The sequence below is a fragment of the Microbacterium sp. NPDC077663 genome (assembly GCF_044542795.1).
In the GTDB taxonomy this organism is placed as follows: Bacteria; Actinomycetota; Actinomycetes; order Actinomycetales; family Microbacteriaceae; genus Microbacterium.
The window spans coordinates 202,478-217,266 of the sequence record NZ_JBITVE010000003.1 but is presented as its reverse complement, the minus strand read 5'-3'; the positions used below and the strand labels follow the sequence as shown (position 1 = coordinate 217,266).

General features: G+C 70.7%; 12 protein-coding genes and 1 tRNA gene. 12 read left to right on the top strand and 1 reads right to left on the bottom strand.

Annotated elements, in window-relative coordinates:
- Positions 1-50: 50 nt before the first annotated feature.
- From topA to ACIGEP_RS13740, 7 genes are all read left to right on the top strand, one after another.
- Entirely contained in the window at positions 51-2,714 is a 2,664-nt protein-coding gene (gene topA / locus ACIGEP_RS13770) for a type I DNA topoisomerase (protein WP_396662202.1), read from the top strand.
- Positions 2,711-3,334, top strand: coding sequence for a dTMP kinase (gene tmk / locus ACIGEP_RS13765; protein ID WP_396662201.1), 624 nt, complete (start codon positions 2,711-2,713; stop codon positions 3,332-3,334). Before topA ends, tmk begins: the two co-directional genes overlap by 4 nt.
- Before the next feature lie 30 nt (positions 3,335-3,364).
- Positions 3,365-4,516, top strand: a complete 1,152-nt coding sequence (locus tag ACIGEP_RS13760) for a DNA polymerase III subunit delta' (RefSeq protein WP_396662200.1) — start codon at positions 3,365-3,367, stop codon at positions 4,514-4,516.
- Positions 4,516-6,060, top strand: a complete 1,545-nt coding sequence (locus tag ACIGEP_RS13755) for an alpha/beta hydrolase (protein WP_396662609.1) — start codon at positions 4,516-4,518, stop codon at positions 6,058-6,060. The genes ACIGEP_RS13760 and ACIGEP_RS13755 overlap by 1 nt, the downstream gene beginning before the upstream one ends.
- A 68-nt stretch (positions 6,061-6,128) precedes the next feature.
- Positions 6,129-6,204: transfer RNA gene (locus ACIGEP_RS13750), tRNA-Thr, on the top strand.
- A gap of 17 nt (positions 6,205-6,221) precedes the next feature.
- Positions 6,222-6,611: a hypothetical protein gene (locus ACIGEP_RS13745; protein ID WP_396662199.1), complete on the top strand. Its 390-nt coding sequence runs from the start codon at positions 6,222-6,224 to the stop codon at positions 6,609-6,611.
- Between the two features lie 39 nt (positions 6,612-6,650).
- On the top strand, positions 6,651-8,849 hold the full coding sequence (locus ACIGEP_RS13740; protein ID WP_396662198.1) for an MMPL family transporter: 2,199 nt from the start codon (positions 6,651-6,653) through the stop codon (positions 8,847-8,849).
- A 9-nt stretch (positions 8,850-8,858) separates the two neighbouring features.
- Here ACIGEP_RS13740 and ACIGEP_RS13735 read toward each other — a convergent pair whose 3' ends face one another.
- Complete coding sequence (locus tag ACIGEP_RS13735; RefSeq protein ID WP_396662197.1) at positions 8,859-9,245, bottom strand: DUF3054 domain-containing protein; 387 nt, start codon at positions 9,243-9,245, stop codon at positions 8,859-8,861.
- A gap of 71 nt (positions 9,246-9,316) precedes the next feature.
- Here ACIGEP_RS13735 and ACIGEP_RS13730 point away from each other — a divergent pair, with 71 nt between their 5' ends.
- From ACIGEP_RS13730 to ACIGEP_RS13710, 5 genes are all read left to right on the top strand, one after another.
- Positions 9,317-9,916: an isochorismatase family protein gene (locus ACIGEP_RS13730; RefSeq protein ID WP_396662196.1), complete on the top strand. Its 600-nt coding sequence runs from the start codon at positions 9,317-9,319 to the stop codon at positions 9,914-9,916.
- Positions 9,913-10,662 (top strand): DUF2510 domain-containing protein, encoded by a 750-nt coding sequence (locus ACIGEP_RS13725; protein ID WP_396662195.1) that lies wholly within the window; start codon positions 9,913-9,915, stop codon positions 10,660-10,662. Before ACIGEP_RS13730 ends, ACIGEP_RS13725 begins: the two co-directional genes overlap by 4 nt.
- An 80-nt stretch (positions 10,663-10,742) precedes the next feature.
- Positions 10,743-11,930: a glycosyltransferase gene (locus tag ACIGEP_RS13720; RefSeq protein WP_396662194.1), complete on the top strand. Its 1,188-nt coding sequence runs from the start codon at positions 10,743-10,745 to the stop codon at positions 11,928-11,930.
- Between the two features lie 75 nt (positions 11,931-12,005).
- Positions 12,006-13,817, top strand: a complete 1,812-nt coding sequence (locus ACIGEP_RS13715) for a glycoside hydrolase family 15 protein (protein ID WP_396662193.1) — start codon at positions 12,006-12,008, stop codon at positions 13,815-13,817.
- A 45-nt stretch (positions 13,818-13,862) separates the two neighbouring features.
- Complete coding sequence (locus ACIGEP_RS13710) at positions 13,863-14,759, top strand: SDR family oxidoreductase (protein ID WP_396662192.1); 897 nt, start codon at positions 13,863-13,865, stop codon at positions 14,757-14,759.
- Positions 14,760-14,789: the final 30 nt, after the last annotated feature.

Sequence of the window (14,789 nt, the reverse complement as noted above, 5' to 3'; positions counted from 1 at the left end):
CGCTCTTGACAACGCGGTGTGTATGGTGTGCAACGAAGAAAGGACGCCACGTGGCACAGGGCAAGAAGCTCGTCATCGTCGAGTCTCCGACGAAGATGCGCTCTATCCAGGGATACCTGGGTGACGGGTACGAGGTCATGAGTTCGGTCGGGCACATCCGCGACCTCGCCGACAAGAAGGACATCCCGGCGGATCTGAAGAAGACCTCCGTCGGCAAGTACTCCATCGACATCGAGAACGACTTCACTCCTCTTTATGTGGAGAGCGAGCGCGGCAAGAAGACGGTGTCCGAGCTCAAGCGCGCCCTGAAGAACGCCGACGAACTCCTGCTCGCCACTGATGAGGACCGCGAAGGCGAAGCCATCGCGTGGCACCTGCTCGAGACCCTCAAGCCGAAGGTCCCCGTCAAGCGGATGGTCTTCCACGAGATCACGAAGGACGCGATCCAGGCCGCGGTCAAGAACACCCGTGAACTCGATCACGCCCTCGTCGACGCCCAGGAGACCCGCCGCATCCTCGACCGGCTGTACGGCTGGGACGTCTCCGACGTCACGCGCCGCAAGGTCGGCCAGGGAACGAGCGCCGGCCGCGTCCAGTCGGCCGCGACCCGCATGGTCGTCGAGCGCGAGCGCGAGCGCATGGCCTTCGTCTCCGCCTCGTACTGGGACGTCGATTCCACCGCCGTCAAGGGTGCCGACGCCTTCGCGATCCGCCTCGCTCGTCTCGACGGCGCGCCGCTGGCCCGCGGCACCGACTTCGACGACACCGGCGCGCTCAAGAAGGCCGTCGTCGTCCTCAGCGAGGAGCAGGCCCGCGAACTGGCCGCCGCCCTCGAGGCCTCCGGTGCGGCATCCGTCGTCAGCGTCGAGGCCAAGCCCGGCACGCGCAGCCCGAAGCCTCCGTTCACGACCTCGACCCTCCAGCAGGAGGCAGGTCGCAAGCTCTCGATGAGCGCCAAGCACGCCATGGGCGTCGCGCAGCGGCTCTACGAGAAGGGCTACATCACCTATATGCGTACCGACTCGACGGCACTGTCGGCGCAGGCGGTCACCGCGGCGCGCACGCAGGCCGTCGCGCTCTACGGCGACAAGGCCGTGCCTGCGAACCCCCGCAGCTACCGGAACAACGCCAAGAACGCGCAGGAGGCGCACGAGGCGATCCGACCCTCGGGCGAGCACTTCCGCACGCCGAAGGAGGTCACCTCCGGCCTCGATCGCGATGAGCTGCGACTCTACGAGCTGATCTGGATGCGCACCGTCGCCAGCCAGATGGCCGACGCCAAGTACGAGACCACGACAGTGACGATCGACGCGGATGCCGCCGGCCGCACCGCGACCTTCACCGCGTCCGGCACCGTGTACACGTTCAAGGGCTTCCTCGACGCGTACGAGGAGGGGCGCGACGAGAAGCGCAACGACAACGACCGCACCGACGACCAGTCGCTCCCCGCGCTCGCCGTCGGCGACGCGCTGCGGCTGACCGACGTCGAGCCGAAGGGTCACGCCACGAGCCCCAAGCCCCGGTACACCGAGGCGTCCCTCGTCAAGGCGCTCGAGGAGCGCGGCATCGGCCGTCCCTCGACGTTCGCCAGCATCATCGACGTCATCCTCGACCGCGGCTACGTGTCCAAGCGCGGTCAGGCGCTCGTTCCGAGCTGGCTCGCCTTCAGCATCGTGCGACTGCTCGAGGAGCACTTCGCCGACCTGGTCGACTACGACTTCACGGCGGCACTCGAGGACGACCTCGACGCGATCGCCCGCGGCGAGCAGAACCGCGCCGCCTGGCTGCGCGAGTTCTACTTCGGCTCCGAGGGCCACGTGGGCCTGCGCAACATCGTCGACAACCTCGGCGACATCGACGCGCGCGAGATCAACTCGACCAAGATCGGCGACGTCGCGGTGCTCCGCTTCGGCCGGTACGGTCCGTACCTCGAGGTCCCCGGGGACGACCCCGAGACGCCGCGCCGCATCAACGTGCCCGACGACCTCGCGCCCGACGAACTCACGCCCGAGCGGGCTCGCGAGCTGATCGAGGCCCCGATCGGTGGCGACCGGGTGCTCGGGCAGAACCCCGAGAACGGACGCGACGTCGTCATCAAGGACGGTCGGTTCGGCCCCTACCTCGAAGAGGTGCTCCCCGAAGAGGAGGCGCCGGCCGAGGACGCCAAGCCCAAGCGCGGTGCGAAGAAGCCTGTCGCGCCCAAGCCCAAGCGCGCGTCGCTGTTCAAGAGCATGTCGCCCGAGACGATCGATCTCGAGACCGCGCTCAAGCTCCTGTCGTTGCCGCGCGAGGTGGGAGTCGACCCCGAGTCGGGCACCGTCATCACGGCGCAGAACGGCCCCTACGGTCCCTACATCAAGAAGGGCACCGACTCGCGGAGCATCGCGAGCGAGGACATGATCTTCGACATCACCCTCGAGCAGGCGCTCGAGATCTACTCGCAGCCGAAGTACGCGAACCGCGCCGCGACCTCGATCAAGGAATTCGAGGCCGACCCGGTCAGCGGCAAGCCGATCCGCATCAAGGACGGCCGCTTCGGTGCCTACGTCACCGACGGCACGACGAACGTGACGATCCCGCGCGGTCAGACCCCCGACGACATCACCTTCGAGGTCGCCGTCCAGATGCTCGCCGACAAGCGCGCCAAGGGGCCGGCGCCCAAGCGCACCACGCGCAAGCCCGCGGCGCGCAAGCCGGCGGCGAAGAAGAAGTGACCTCCGGGCTCTGGATCACCCTCGAAGGCGGTGACGGCTCGGGCAAGACGACGCAGGCGGCGCTCCTGGAGCAGTGGCTCCAGGAGCACGGCCGTCAGGTCGTGCGCACGCGCGAGCCCGGCGGCACCGACGTCGGCGTCCTGATCCGCGACATCGTCCTCCACCACCGCGGCGACATCGCCCCCCGCGCCGAGGCGCTGCTGTACGCGGCCGACCGTGCGCACCACGTCGCCACGGTCGTGCGCCCCGCCATCGCCCGCGGGGACGTGGTCATCCAGGACCGTTATCTCGACAGCTCGGTCGCGTACCAGGGTGCCGGCCGAGTGCTCGACGGCCATCAGATCCGCGGGTTGTCGCTGTGGGCCACGGAGGACGCGCTGCCGGACGTCACCGTGCTGCTCGACGTCGATCCGGCGACGGCGCGCGAGCGCCTGGACGCCGCCGACAAGCCGTTCGACCGGCTCGAGGCCGAGAAGGGTGCGTTCCACGAACGGGTGCGCGCCGCCTTCCTCGCCCTGGCGGATGCCGAGCCCGAGCGCTTCCTCGTCGTCGACGCGACCCAGCCCGTCGACGTGATCGCCGACGCGATCCGTGCACGCGTCGCGCAGCGGCTGTCCTGACCGTCGCCGGCACCTCGTAGGCTGAACGGCATGACCGCCACCACCGACGCCCTCCCGTGGGGCGAGGTGTGGGGGCAGGACGAGGCCGTCGCGCAGCTGCGGGCCGCGGCATCCGATCCGGCCCAGTTGGCGCACGCGTGGCTCATCACCGGTCCGCCCGGATCGGGGCGGTCGACCCTGGCCTACGCGTTCGCCGCGGCCCTGATCGCCGAGCCGGGTGACGACAACGCGATGCGCCAGGTCATGGCCCGGACGCATCCCGATCTCGCGGCGCTGCGCACCGAGGGCGTCATCATCTCGATCAAAGAGGCGCGTTCCCTCGTCGAGCGCTCGTACTTCTCGCCGTCGCTCGGTCGCTACCGGGTCATGGTGATGGAGGATGCCGACCGCATGGTCGAGCGCACGAGCAACGTCCTCCTCAAGGCGCTCGAAGAGCCGCCCGAGCAGACCGTCTGGATCCTCTGCGCTCCCAGCGACGCCGACCTTCTCCCGACGATCCGTTCGCGGGTGCGCATCCTTCGTCTGCGCGAGCCCGACGTCGCGGACGTCGCCCGGCTCATCGTGCAGCGCACGGGTGTCGACGAGGCCGTTGCGGAACAGTCCGCGCGGCTCGCGCAGCGCCACATCGGCATGGCGCAGCGGCTGGCGACCGATGCCGCCTCCCGCGAACGCCGAGAGCGCACACTCCGGGCGGTCCTCGGCGTGCGCGGCGTCGGTGATGCGGTGGAAGTGGCGGCAACGATCGTGCAGTCGGCCACCGACGATGCCAAGGCGCTCACGGCGGAGCGGGACGAGAGCGAGCGTGAGGCGCTGCTGCGCACGCTCGGCGTCGCTCCGGGCAGTGCGGTCCCTCCCGCGGTGCGCAGCCAGGTCAGCGCCCTCGAGGACGACCAGAAGCGGCGAGCGACCCGGAGCCTCCGGGACGGCATCGACCGTGTGCTGACCGACCTCGAGTCGCTGTACCGCGACACGCTCATGCGTCAGTTCGGTCGCGAGACCGAGCTCATCAACCGCGAGCTGACCGCCGACATCGACGCTCTCGCTGCGGCGTGGACGCCGCAGCACACCCTGACCGTCCTCGACGCCATCGCTCTGACGCGGACGAACCTGCAGGGCAACGCCGCGCCGGCCCTCGCCCTCGAGAGCATGCTCATCACCGTGGCGACGGGGCGCACAGCGTGATGCGCGCCGTTGTCCGCCGTGCGGCGGCGGTCGTCGTGGCCGCGGGTCTCGCGGCCGCGATGCTCGCCGGATGCGTGACCACGGCGCCCGTCGCCCCCGATCGCACGCCCGTCGTCTCGGGCGCGCCCGCCGGCTTCGAGGAGTACTACGGCCAGGACGTCGACTGGCAGGAGTGCACCGGGTTCGACGACGGCGCGTACTACTGCGGCACCATCACCGCTCCGCTCGACTGGACCGATCCGGACGGCGGCGACCTCGATCTCGCCGTGATCGTGCGCGTCGCCTCGAACGGCGAATCGAAGGGCTCGCTCTTCGTGAACCCCGGCGGGCCGGGCGCCAGCGGCGTCGACCTCGTGCTGCAGTCGGCCGGCTTCGCGGTCGGCCCAGAGCTCCTCGAGTCGTACGACGTCGTCGGATTCGATCCGCGCGGGGTGGGTCGCTCGACGGCCGTGCGCTGCCTCGACGCCGTTGCGATGGACCGCTATCTCTTCGACATCCCCGCGGCCCCGCGCGGCACCTCCGAGCGCGCCGCCGAACAGCGCCAGTCCGCCTCGGCGTTCGCCCGCGCCTGCGAGAAGAACAGCGGCGGCATCCTGCCCTTCATCACCACCGAGAACGCGGCACGCGATCTCGATCTGATGCGCGGCGTGCTGGGCGACGCGAAGCTGGCCTACCTGGGCTACTCGTACGGGTCGTTCCTCGGAGCGACGTACGCGGAGCTCTTCCCGCAGAACGTCGGCCGGGTCGTCCTGGACGGCGGCCTCGATCCGTCCATTCCCGGCGCGGTCGTGGGGGCGCGCCAGGCGGCCGGCTTCCAGTCCGCGCTGGGCGCCTTCTTGACGTCGTGCCTCGCGGGGTCCGAGTGCCCGTTCACCGGCTCGCGCGACGACGCGCAGCAGCAGGTCGAGGATGCGCTGGCCGCGGTCGACGCCTCGCCGCTACCGGCGACCGACGGCCGGATGCTGGGCGCCGACGCTCTCGTGATGGGCATCGTCTCCGCGCTGTACAGCGAGGGATCCTGGTCGACGCTCTCGTCCGCTCTCACGGGCGTCCTCGAGGGCGATCCCGACGAGATGTTCGACCTCGTCGACCGCTACTACGACCGTTACGACGGGACCTACCTCGACAACTCCACCGAGGCGTTCTCGGCCTACAACTGCATGGACTACCCGGCTGATTCCGAGGAGGTCGAAGCGGCGGCCGAGGCAGAGGTCGCCGAGGACGCCCCGACCTTCGCCCCCTATTGGAGCTCGGACGTCGACCTCTGCGACGAGTGGCCGTACCCGCCCACGGGTACACGGAACGAGATCCACGCCGACGGTGCGGCGCCGATCCTGGTGATCGGGACGACGAACGACCCCGCGACCCCCTACGAGTGGTCGGCGGCGCTGGCGGAGCAGCTGAGCTCCGGCATCCTCCTGACGCGCGTCGGCGAGGGCCACACGGGCTTCAACAAGGGCAACGCGTGCATCGACGACACCGTGGTGGCGTACTTCGAGGACGGCGACGCGCCGACGGGCGACATCCGGTGCGAGGCCGGATGAGGGCCGCGTTCGCACCATCCCGTCCGACCCTGTAGGATCGATGATCGTGCAACGCGCGAGCGAAGCGCGCCACCTTAGCTCAGACGGCAGAGCGATTCACTCGTAATGAATAGGTCAAGGGTTCGATTCCCTTAGGTGGCTCCAGAACAGAGGACACACGGGTGACACAGGCCCTCGACGCGATTCTCGAGATCTTCTCGTGGGTGGGCTTCGGGGGTGCGGTCGTCTTCGGGATCGCCGCCGTGATCGTGTGGGCGTCCGACGGCAGCTGGCTCCCCGCCGATGCCTACCTCGACGACGACGGTCACACGCTCCGCTGGCTCGACGACGCGGGCGAGGTGAACGCGGCAAGACTCGCCGAGCACGACCGCGACCATCTCGGTGCCGGGGGTGCGGCACGCATCTGGTATCGCCACGGGTGGCGCGACCGCATGAGGTTCACGCGTCGTCCGCCGATCCTGAGATTGCTGATCGGTCTGGCGATCGGAGCCGGCGCCCTCGGGGTCCTGTCGACGGCGGCATCCATCGTCGTGTTCTTCGTTCGCCAATAGATATTGTTGTAAAAGCGTATATCTAGATAAGCTAGTTATATGTCCACTGCATCGACGCCCTCCCGTTGGCTGCGCATCGCCCTGCCGCTCGTTCTCGTCGTCATCTGGCTCGCCGGCGGATCCATCGGCGGACCCTACTTCGGCAAGGTCGAGGAGGTCTCGACGAACGACCAGTCGAGCTTCCTGCCCCAGAGCGCCGAGTCGACGCAGGTGCAGGAGCGACTCGACGACTTCCTCGGCGGCGATGCGATCCCGGCGCTCGTCGTCTTCGAGGGCCCCGAAGCCCTGGACGCCGCTGACCTCGACGATGTGCAGACGGTCGCCGATGAGATCGGCGCACTCGACGGCGTGCTCGAGGTGTCGCCGGCCATCCCCTCAGAGAACGGCGAGGCGGCGCAGGTCGTCGTCTCGATCGACGCCTCCGCCGAGGTGACCGACATCGTCGGCGAGGTGCGCGAGCTCGTCGCGGCGGACGGACCCGCCTCTCTCGAGGCGTGGGTGACCGGACCCGCGGGATTCACCGCCGACCTCGCGACCGGCTTCACCGGCATCGACGGACTGCTCCTGCTCGTCGCGCTCGGCGCCGTGTTCGTCATCCTCGTGATCGTCTACCGGTCGCCGCTGCTCCCGATCCTGGTGCTGCTGACCTCCGTGTTCGCGCTCTGCGTCGCGCTCCTCAGCGTGTGGTGGCTCGCGAAGGCCGGGATCGTCGTCCTCAACGGTCAGGTCCAGGGCATCCTGTTCATCCTCGTCATCGGCGCCGCGACCGACTACGCGCTGCTCTACGTCGCCCGCTTCCGAGAAGCGGTCGGGGAGGGACGGCGCAGGTGGGACGCCGCGACCACCGCCTGGAAAGGGTCGGTCGAACCGATCCTGGCCTCGGGCGGCACCGTCATCGCCGGTCTGCTGTGCCTCCTGCTCAGCGACCTCGCGAGCAACCGCGCCCTCGGTCCCATCGCCTCGATCGGCATCGCCTTCGCGATGCTGTCGGCCCTGACCTTCCTCCCGGCCCTCCTCGCGCTCGTCGGCCGCGCGGCGTTCTGGCCGTTCATCCCGAAGACCGGCATGACCGAGCTGCCGGCCGACCTCACTCAGCCCACCCGTGGCCTGTGGGCGAAACTCGCCCGCTTCGTCGCGCGCCGCGCGCGGATGGTCTGGATCCTCTCGACGGTGGTGCTGTTGGCGGCATCCGTCGGTGTCACCCAGTTGAAGGCAGACGGCGTCCCCGCCAGCGCGGTCGTGCTCGCGGAGCACTTCGCGGCGGGATCCGGCAGTCCGCTCTACGTGATCGTCGCCGAGGGCGACGCTCCCGCCGCGGCCGAGCTGATCGGCGCGCAGGACGGGGTCGACTCGGTCGGCGTCGTCGCCGCGGACACCCCCTCGGGGCAGGCTGCCGCGAGCGTCGAGGACGGCGAGCTCGTGCTCGCGCCGCAGGGCCCTCCCGGAACCCCGGCTCCGGAGCCGACCGTCGACGGCGGTGACGTGATGCTCGTCGCGACCCTGTCGGACGCCGCGGACTCGCTCGAGGCCGAGCAGACCGTGCGCGACCTGCGCGACGCTCTCGCCGATGCACCGTTCGACGGGATCGTCGGCGGAACCACCGCCGTCGACCTCGACACGAACGACACCTCGATCCGCGACCGGACGGTGATCATCCCGGTGATCCTCGTCGTGGTGCTGCTGATCCTCATGCTGCTGCTGCGCTCGATCCTCGCTCCGGTGCTGCTCATCCTCAGCGTGATCGTCTCGTTCGCGGCGGCGCTGGGCGTCAGCGCACTCGTGTTCAACGACGTGTTCGGATTCCCGGGCGGGGATCCCGCCGTACCGCTCTACGGGTTCGTGTTCCTCGTCGCCCTCGGCATCGACTACAACATCTTCCTCATGTCGCGGGTCCGGGAGGAGTCGCTCGGGCACGGGACGCGTCGCGGCATCCTCCGCGGACTCGTCGCGACCGGCGGGGTGATCACCTCGGCGGGTCTCGTGCTCGCGGCGACGTTCGCGGCGCTCGGCGTGATCCAGATCCTCTTCCTCGTGCAGCTCGCGTTCATCGTCGCGTTCGGTGTGCTGCTCGACACGTTCATCGTGCGATCGCTGCTCGTGCCTGCGCTCGCGTACGACATCGGGCGGAGGATCTGGTGGCCGTCGAAGCTGTCGCGGACCGACGCGGACGAGACGGCGCCGCCTGCCTCGGCGGAGGAGATGACGCGCGCCGAGTACCGGCGCACGCTCGATGCGTGACGGTGCCGATCAGTCGGATGCGCGGCGACGGGCGATCAGCTGCGCCACGACCCGCCACCCGACCAGCATGATGAGCAGGACGGATGCCGCGACGATCACGAAGGCGACCTGCACGCCCTGACCCGACAGGGTGCGCAGGATCATCCCGCCGACCAGGGTGACCGCCCACACCGGGACGCCGGTGCGGAGGATCGCCCGCGGCGCGTGCCACCCGAGGCAGACGAGCCATCCGGCGACGAGCGCCGCGAGGAACGGTCCCGCCGTCGTCGCGAGGCCCGCGAAGGGCGCCTCGGAGTGGCTGGCACGGCCGATCGCCGCGAAGAGGGCGACGAGGACGACATCGAGTCCGAAGGCGGCGAGGATCCCCGCGGTCGGGTGGCGGACGGGCGTGGCCATGCGGCCAGCGTAGCCGCGCGGGCCGTGACACGGAGATGCCTCCGAGGCCCGTCCCGTCGTACTCTCGACTCATGACCCGAGCGCTGTTCATCGTCGATGTGCAGAACGATTTCACCGAGGGGGGAGCCCTGGCCGTCGACGGCGGCGACGCCGTCGCCGAGGCGATCACCTCGTACCTCGCCGGCCACGCCGCCGACTACGACCTCATCGTCGCGTCCCGAGACTGGCACGACGGCGACGGCGACAACGGCGGGCACTTCTCCGCCGCACCCGATTACGTCGACTCCTGGCCGGTCCACTGCGTCGCCGGGACGCCCGGCGCGGACTACGACCCGGGCCTGGACACCGGCGCGGTCACCCACCACGTCACGAAGGGGCAGGGAAAGCCCGCCTACTCGCTGTTCGAAGGGGTGACGGATGCCGGTGAGACGGTCGCCGACCTCCTCACGGCGCACGGCGTGGTCGACGTCGACGTGACCGGCATCGCCACGGATCACTGCGTCCGGGCATCCGCTCTGGACGCGATCACCCACGGCCGCCGGGTGCGGGTTCTCACCGACCTCATCGCCGGAGTCGCCCCGGCGCCGAGCCAGGCGGCACTCGCCGAACTCGCCCACGCCGGCGCCGAGCTCGTCTCGTCGACGGACGCCGCCGACGGGCGCGGCCGGTGAGCCCGCAGGCGCCGGCGGGCTGGTACCCCGACCCGGGAGAGCCCGACCAGCTGCGCTGGTGGGACGGCACCGAGTGGGCGAGCGACACGGTCGCTCCGCGGACGCCGGTGGCCGTGGAGGATGCCGCAGCACCGGCACCGGCACCGGCATCGGCATCGGCTCCGGCACCGGCACCGGCATCGGCTCCGGCACCGGCCGCGCCCGTGGCCCCCGCCGCTCCCGCAGCAGCCCCGGTGCACGAAACCGCCCCTGCCGCCGCGCCTGCTCCCGGCCCGGCGGCGAGCCCTCGACCGGGAACCGTGTGGATCTGGGCGGCGATCGCGGCATCCGCCCTTCCCCTGTACACGGGGTTCCTGCTCGACGGCGAGGCGGTCGCGCGTCTGCTCGGTGAAGCCTCGACGGCGCTGACACCGGCCGGCTGGATCGTGGCCGGCTTGAGCCTGCTGCTCCTCGTCGATGCGATCCTGGTCGCCCTCGCGGTGGTCTTCGCCCGGCTGGACCACCGCGCGCTCCGCCGCCGCGGCATCGCCTCGCCGTTCGGGTGGGGGTGGGCCGTCCTCGCCTTCGTGGTCACCCTCGGGGTCTACGTGGCCGGCCGCACGTTCGTCGTGCACCGCGCCACGGGTCGCGGGCTCGCTCCCTTCTGGGGATGGCTCATTGCGAGCGTCGTCGGGCTGGTCGTGTTCACCGCCTGGATCGTGGGATTCTCCGACGCCGCGTGGCAGACGGTCACCGCCGCGCACTGACGCTCGCCGGGCAGCCGATCTTCACGCGATGGTCATCTGCGGTTCATCGCGCCGGCGCGGCCCCGCCTGAGCATGGGGGGATGACCGGTCCCCGCGTCCTCTCCCTCTACGAAGGCCTCTTCTCGGGCGGCGCCCGCGTGCTCCACACGAACGTCGTGACGCAGCTGCACCAGGACGGATCGCACGAGCACGCCGTCCTGTCGCTCGCCTCCCGCGCCCGCCGCGAGGGTGCCGTCCAGCACATCGCCGACGATCCGCGCTACCGGTGGCTGCGCGAGGCGGGCATCGACGTGACCGACCTGGGGCGCGAGGCCGGAGCGCTGCCCCCCGAGCCGGACGAGTTCACCGACGCGGAGCTCGACGCCGCAGCGCAGGAGGTCGCGCGCGCCGACGTCATCCTCACGCTCAAGGAGCAGCCCCTGGGCCTTCTCCTCGCGCTCGAGGCACGCGGGCTGCTTCCCGACATCCCGATCGCCGCGTGCCTGCACCGCTCGGATCCGACCCACTCGGGCGCCGCGGCACGCTGGCTCGCCGAGCTGGCGGCATCCGGTCGCCTCACCACGACCATCGCGTGCGCGGAGTCCACGAGCGACGCCTACGCCCGGTATCTGCCGCCGTCGACCTCGCGCGTCGTGATCCCGAACGGGATCGACCTCGCGCGGTACCGCCCCAAGCCCTACGAGCGGATGCCGCTGCGCGCCCAGCTGGGGATCGCACCGTCCGCGCCCGTGGTCCTGTTCGCCGCGCGGTTCGACGCGATGAAGGATCCGGGGCTGTTCCTGCGCGCCGTCGCCGCGCACGCGGAGCGCGACACCCGCGCGACGTACGTCCTCTGCGGCGCCGGCATGACGCCGGACAACCCGGCGCTCCGCGCGGCGATCGCCGAGGCCGGTGCTCCCGACGGGCGCCTCCATCTGCTGGGGATCCGGGACGACATGCCGCGCGTCTACCGCGGCGCCGACATCGTGGCGCTCACGAGTGCGTTCGGCGAGGCGTCGCCGCTCTGCCTGATCGAGGGCGCGGCGAGCGGCGCGACCCCGGTGACGACGGCGGTGGGCGACTCGGCGCGGGTCGTGACCGGCATCGGACTCGTCACACCGCACGACCCGCACGCGATCGCCGCGGCGTGGGCGAAGGTCATCACCCGGCGGCCCGCCTACCGCGCCGCGGCGCTCGCGGCGCGTCCCCGACTGAGCGCCGACCGCATGCTCGATGGCTACCGGGATGTCATCGACGGGATGGCCGAGCGCCGCGAGGCGGCGGCCTGACCCGGCGCCGTCCCATATCGACGGCGGGGTGTCAACCGCCACGCGATCCGTCGCCGCCCCGGGAAGACTCGCGGCATGCCGCCCCTCGACGACACCGCCCCCGGCCAGGATCTGCGCAGCTACGCGCCGATCGGTGACGGACGCACGGTCGCGCTCATCGGACTGCGCGGGCAGATCGATTGGATGCCGCTGCCCGGCATCGACGACCTGCCGATCTTCGGGCGTGTGCTCGACGACGACGCGGGCGGCTGCATCGAGCTCGAACCCGTGGGGGAGTACGAGGTGCGCCGCCGGTACCTGCCGCGCACGAACGTCCTCGTGACCACGTTCCGCACCCCATCGGGGACGGCGACGGTGACGGACGCGCTCGTCACGGGCGTCGCGGGACGCCTGCCGTGGGCGGAGCTCGCCCGCCGCGTCGACGGGGTGGACGGCGAGGTGGCGTTCCGCTGGCGGGTGCAGCCGGGCACGTCGCTCAAGACGGCGGCGCCCTGGCACGACCGGGCGAACGGGCGCAGCATCCTGCGATCGGGCCGGACGACGATCGGCGTCACGGGGCGCGACCACGGACCGGAGCCGGCGGCATCCGCCGACGGCATCGCGACGGGGCTCGCCGGCGGCTTCTCGACGGCCGAGGGCAGTCGGCACCTCCTCATCGTCGTCGGGACGCACGACGAGCCCATCCACTTCCCCGACCCCGACAACGTCGATCGTGGCATCGACCGCACGATCGAGGGGTGGCGCGCGTGGTCGCGGGAGTTCTCGTACGACGGCCCGTGGGCCACACACGTGCAGCGCAGTGCGCTCATGCTGAAGCTGTTGATCCACAGCCCGACCGGAGCGATCGCGGCCGCCGCGACCACCTCGCTCCCCGAGAGCCTGGCAGGGCGCAAGAACTGGGACTATCGCCTGGCCTGGGTGCGTGACCTCGCCTACACGGTCGACGCCCTCATCGGCTTCGGGCTGCGGGAGGAGACGCACGCAGCGATCTCGTGGCTGCTGCGCACGATCCGGCGGCACGGTCCGGAACTTCACGTCATGTACACGCTCGACGGCGAGCTCGACGGTCATGTCACGGAGTACGACGTGCCCGGCTGGCGGGGGATCGGTCCGGTCGTGACCGGCAACCCCGCCCGTGAGCAGGTGCAGTTGGGCGTGTACGGCGATCTGTTCGCCATCTGCCGCGCCTACGTCGAGGCGGGCAATGCGCTCGACGTCGAGACCGGCCGGATGCTGTCGATGTACGCCGACAAGGTGTGCGACATCTGGCGGAACCCCGATTCGGGCATGTGGGAGCTTCCGGAGGAGCGGCACTACACCTCGTCGAAGATGGGCTGCTGGCAGGCGCTCAACGACGCCGTCCGCCTCGCGGAGCTGGAGCAGATCCCCGGTAGCAGCGAGCGGTGGGCGGCGGAGGCGAAGCTCGTGCGCGAATGGGTGGACCAGCACGGCTGGTCGGAGTCGCGCGGCGCCTACGTCATGGCGCAGGGCAGCCGCGACCTCGACGCCTCCGTCCTGCTGCACTCGCTCAGCGGTTTCGACCGCGGTGAGCGGATGTCGCGCACGATCGACGCGCTCTCGGGTGAGCTCGGCGAGGGGCCGCACCTGTTCCGCTACACGGGGATGCGCGACGAGGAGGCCACGTTCGTCGCGTGCGGCTTCTGGCGCGCCGCGGCGCTCGTCTGCGTCGGACGTCACGAGGAAGGCACCGCCGCGATGGACGAACTCGTCGAGGCGGCCAACGACGTCGGCATGTTCGCAGAGATGATCGACCCCGACGACGGCGCCTTCCTCGGCAACCTGCCGCAGGCCCTCAGCCACCTGGCGCTCATCCGCGCCGCACTGACGATCCGCGAGCTGGTCGGCGACGCCGCCGACGCCCGCTGACGGTCACCGACCGTCACCACGACCACCACGAAGAAGGAGAGCACGATGTCACGCGACCAGTACACGTTCACGAATCCGGTGGAGCTCTACTCCGAGATCCAGCCGCAGAAGGGCCACCAGAGCGAGCCGGGGCTGGACGCGGACCTCGCTCCGAAGGCCGACCTCGGCGAGGAGACCTACCGTGGCACCGGCCGCCTGACGGGGCGGAAGGCCCTCATCACCGGCGGCGACTCCGGCATCGGGGCGGCGACCGCGATCGCGTTCGCCCGCGAGGGCGCGGATGTCGCTCTGTCGTATCTGCCGGAAGAGGAGGAGGACGCCCAGCGGATCGCCGGCATCCTGCGCGAGGCCGGCGCGAACGTCCTGACCCTGCCGGGCGACCTGAAGGACAAGGATTACTGCATCGGTCTCGTCGCGCAGACCGTCGACGGGCTCGGCGGTCTCGACATCCTCGTCAACAACGGCGGCAAGCAGTTGTTCAACACGGACCTGACGACCCTCGACGACCAGCAGTTCGACGACACGTTCACGACGAACGTCGATGCGATGTTCTGGATCACGAAGGCGGCTCTCCCGCACCTGCCCGCGGGAGCCACCGTCATCAACACCACTTCGATCCAGGCGTACTCGCCCTCCGAGATGCTCGTCGACTACGCCTCGACGAAGGCGACCATCAACGCGTTCACCAAGGCCCTCGCCCAGCAGCTCGCGCCCAAGGGGATCCGGGTCAACGCCGTCGCCCCGGGGCCGATCTGGACCCCGTTGCAGGTGTCGGATGGTCAGCCGCAGGAGAAGATCGAGTCCTTCGGCGAGGAGACCCCGCTCGGACGCATGGGACAGCCGGCCGAGCTCGCTCCGGCGTACGTGTTCCTCGCGTCCGCGGAGTCGAGCTACGTGATCGGCGAGACGCTCAACGTCAACGGGGGGATGCCGACCCCCTGACGACCGCATGACGAAGGCCCCGTCGCATCG

Excerpts from the sequence above, each read along its gene's own strand:
- ACIGEP_RS13760 (WP_396662200.1), top strand. The coding sequence starts at position 3,365 with ATGACCGCCACCACCGACGCCCTCCCGTGGGGCGAGGTGTGGGGGCAG.
- ACIGEP_RS13755 (WP_396662609.1), top strand. The coding sequence starts at position 4,516 with ATGCGCGCCGTTGTCCGCCGTGCGGCGGCGGTCGTCGTGGCCGCGGGT.
- ACIGEP_RS13740 (WP_396662198.1), top strand. The coding sequence starts at position 6,651 with ATGTCCACTGCATCGACGCCCTCCCGTTGGCTGCGCATCGCCCTGCCG.
- ACIGEP_RS13735 (WP_396662197.1), bottom strand. The coding sequence starts at position 9,245 with ATGGCCACGCCCGTCCGCCACCCGACCGCGGGGATCCTCGCCGCCTTC.
- ACIGEP_RS13730 (WP_396662196.1), top strand. The coding sequence starts at position 9,317 with ATGACCCGAGCGCTGTTCATCGTCGATGTGCAGAACGATTTCACCGAG.
- ACIGEP_RS13720 (WP_396662194.1), top strand. The coding sequence starts at position 10,743 with ATGACCGGTCCCCGCGTCCTCTCCCTCTACGAAGGCCTCTTCTCGGGC.
- ACIGEP_RS13715 (WP_396662193.1), top strand. The coding sequence starts at position 12,006 with ATGCCGCCCCTCGACGACACCGCCCCCGGCCAGGATCTGCGCAGCTAC.
- ACIGEP_RS13710 (WP_396662192.1), top strand. The coding sequence starts at position 13,863 with ATGTCACGCGACCAGTACACGTTCACGAATCCGGTGGAGCTCTACTCC.